At 61.7% G+C, this 3,070-nt stretch carries 3 protein-coding genes and 1 pseudogene; all 4 read left to right on the top strand.

The window, feature by feature from the left end; all coding sequences use genetic code 11:
- Positions 1–296 (top strand): annotated as a pseudogene (locus ACFFAR_RS29365) (Asp/Glu racemase); the annotation flags it as partial.
- Positions 297–349: 53 nt separating this feature from the next.
- Entirely contained in the window at positions 350–1,177 is an 828-nt protein-coding gene (locus tag ACFFAR_RS29360; RefSeq protein ID WP_174363540.1) for an alpha/beta fold hydrolase, read from the top strand.
- 21 nt (positions 1,178–1,198) lie between these two features.
- Positions 1,199–2,233 carry a 2,5-dihydroxypyridine 5,6-dioxygenase gene (locus tag ACFFAR_RS29355; protein WP_375509028.1) on the top strand — a complete coding sequence of 345 codons (1,035 nt, stop codon included), beginning with the start codon at positions 1,199–1,201 and terminating at the stop codon, positions 2,231–2,233.
- Positions 2,234–2,258: 25 nt separating this feature from the next.
- Positions 2,259–2,897, top strand: coding sequence for an N-carbamoylsarcosine amidohydrolase (locus ACFFAR_RS29350; protein WP_062001075.1), 639 nt, complete (start codon positions 2,259–2,261; stop codon positions 2,895–2,897).
- Positions 2,898–3,070 lie beyond the last annotated feature (173 nt).

The raw sequence follows: 3,070 nt of genomic DNA, 5'->3' as shown, positions 1-3,070 counted from the left end.
GGTTTGAAGTCGTTGATTACCGTGCGCTCGAAATCCCCGACAACCTGGACGTTGGCCGTCACGACCCGCGCCTCTTGCCGGAAATCGTGAAGACGCTGAACTACAAGGACGTCGATGCAATCGTACTGTCGGCGTGTGTGCAAATGCCGTCGCTTGCCGCGGTGCCGCAAGTCGAAGCCATGACAGGCAAGCCGGTCATCACCGCCGCGATCGCGACGACCTACGCCATGCTGCGCGAACTCGATCTCGAGCGCGTCGTGCCGGGCGCGGGCGCGCTGCTGTCGGGCGCATATTGATCGCCCTGTCGAACCTTCCGATGCAAGCTCTCGACTCATCCAAGGACTCCGCGATGGACTCAACTTTGCTTTACGGCGCGAACGTCAATGCCAACGGCATTCGTCAGCATTTCCTGCGCTATGGCGGTGCAGACGGCGTGCGCGCCGGCCGCCCTGCCGTGATCCTGATCCCCGGCATCACCAGCCCGGCGGTGACGTGGGGTTTCGTCGGCGAAGTGCTCGGCCGCCAGTTCGATACCTACGTGCTCGACGTCCGCGGCCGGGGTTTGTCGGAGGCCACGGCTACGCTCGACTACGGTCTCGACGCACAAGCCGCCGATGTCATCGCGCTCGCTCAGGCGCTCGGCCTTGAACACTATGCGCTCGTTGGCCATTCGATGGGCGCCCGCATCGCAATCCGCGCCGCTCGCAGCGCACCGGAAGGCCTGACGCGCACGGTTCTCGTCGATCCGCCCGTGTCCGGTCCCGGCCGCCGCGCGTATCCGGCGAAACTGCCGTGGTACGTCGATTCCATCCGCCTCGCGGTCAAGGGCATCGACGCGGAAGGCATGCTCGCCTTCTGCCCGACGTGGACCGAAGAACAACGCCGCGTGCGCGCGCAATGGCTCCATACCTGCGACGAACGCGCGATGCTTGCGTCGTTCGAAGGTTTCCATACCGACGACATCCATGCAGACCTGCCGCTCCTGCGCGTGCCGTCGCTGCTGATCACGGCCGCACGCGGCGACGTGGTGCTCGACGAGGACGTGAAGGAAATGCAGGCGCTCGCGCCGGGTTTGCTGCACGCGCGCGTGCCGGATGCCGGCCACATGATTCCGTGGGACAACGAAGCCGGCTTCTACGAAGCATTCGGCGATTTCCTCGGCGCAAAGCTCGCATAGATCACCCAAAAAGGAACTGTCATGCCTATCAGCGATTACGAAATGATTGCCGCGTGGAAAGAGGTGCTGACGTTATCGAAGCTGCAGGCTGGCCAGACCGTCACCGTCCTCACGAGCGCGTCCACGCATCCGCAGACGTTGTCGAGCGCGTTGATCACCACGCAGTCGATGGGCGCGATCGTCAACCGGCTCGACCTGCTGCCGGTGAACGGCGAGAAGGCGCTGAGCCGCGATTCGCTCGCATACCTCGGCACCACGCCGCTGACCGGCAATCACGCGGCCATTGCGGCGCTGAAGGAAAGCGATCTCGTGCTCGACCTGATGACGCTGCTGTTCTCGCCGGAGCAGCACGAGATCCTCAAGACCGGCACGAAGATCCTGCTCGCCGTCGAACCGCCTGAAGTACTCGTGCGCATGATTCCGACCGAGGCCGATCGAACGCGCGTGCGCGCTGCGGCTGCGCGGATCACGGTATCGAAGGAAATGCGGGTGAAGTCGAAAGCGGGTACGGAACTGGTGTGTCCGCTGGGCGAATTCCCGGCAATCTCCGAATACGGTTTCGTCGATGAACCCGGCCGCTGGGACCACTGGCCAAGCGGTTTCGTGCTCACGTTCCCGAACGAAGGCCAGGCAAGCGGGCAGATCGTGATCGATCGCGGCGACATCCTGCTGCCGCAAAAACGCTACGTGAGCGATCCGATCACGCTGACTGTTGTGAATGGTTACGCAACGCGCATCGATGGTGGCGTGGACGCGGCCCTGCTCAGCGACTACATGGCTTCGTTCAACGATCCCGAAGGGTATGCGATCTCGCATATAGGCTGGGGTTTGCAGCCACGCGCTCGCTGGTCCACGTTGGGGCTCTATGACCGCGAGGCGACCATCGGCATGGATGCGCGTGCATTCGAAGGCAATTTCCTGTTTTCTCTTGGACCGAACAACGAAGCCGGCGGCAAGCGCACCACGACGTGTCACATCGACATTCCGCTGCGTCATTGCGATGTGATGCTCGACGGCGAAGCCGTGGTTCGCGACGGCGTGGTGATGGACCGATAACACAATCTCGAATCGGAGCAATTGAATGAGCGACATCCAGAGCCATGCGGAATCCGGCGTCTACAAGCAGCAGGGATTCGGCACGCCATTGCCGGTGAAAGGCAATATCGGCTTGTTGATCGTGGACTTCGTGGTCGGTTTCGCGGACCCGAAGACTTTCGGCGGCGGCAACATTGCACCGGCCATTGAACGCACCACGCACTTGCTTGCGGCAGCGCGGCGCAATAAATGGCCGGTTGCGCATAGCCGGATCGTCTATGCCGCCGATGGCAGCGACGACAACGTCTTCTCCCTGAAAGTCCCGGGCATGGCGACGCTGACCGAAGATCACCCGAACAGCGCAATCGTGCCGGAACTCACGCCCGCCGCCGGCGAACTGGTCGTGCGCAAGACCGTGCCGTCCGCGTTCTTCGGCACGCAACTCGCGCCGTGGTTATCGCAACGCGCGGTCCAGACGCTGATCGTGGCGGGTGCGGTGACGAGCGGATGCGTGCGCGCCAGTGTGGTCGATGCCATGTCGCACGGCTTCCGCCCGCTGGTCATTTCGGATTGCGTCGGTGATCGCGCGATCGGTCCGCACGATGCAAATCTCTTCGATATGCAGCAGAAATACGCCGCCGTGATGACGCTTGACGAAGCATTTGCAAGCATCGAAAACCGATAGAGAAGGCACGCGAAAGCCCGCCTGAATCAACTTGATTTCACCTTGAAACGTCCCCCGGGTACAGCCTGCGGGACGCTTCGGCACGTCTGAAGCAATACACTTAACCCGTTGATTTATAACGATATTTTGTTATAAAAATATTGCTTTTCGGATTTTGGTTACGTAACTTTGTA

Origin of the sequence: uncultured Caballeronia sp., from assembly GCF_964243625.1 — a bacterium.
In the GTDB taxonomy this organism is placed as follows: Bacteria; Pseudomonadota; Gammaproteobacteria; order Burkholderiales; family Burkholderiaceae; genus Caballeronia.
This window is presented reverse-complemented; position numbering and strand designations above follow the sequence as displayed.

Excerpts from the sequence above, each read along its gene's own strand:
- ACFFAR_RS29360 (WP_174363540.1), top strand. The coding sequence starts at position 350 with ATGGACTCAACTTTGCTTTACGGCGCGAACGTCAATGCCAACGGCATT.
- ACFFAR_RS29355 (WP_375509028.1), top strand. The coding sequence starts at position 1,199 with ATGCCTATCAGCGATTACGAAATGATTGCCGCGTGGAAAGAGGTGCTG.
- ACFFAR_RS29350 (WP_062001075.1), top strand. The coding sequence starts at position 2,259 with ATGAGCGACATCCAGAGCCATGCGGAATCCGGCGTCTACAAGCAGCAG.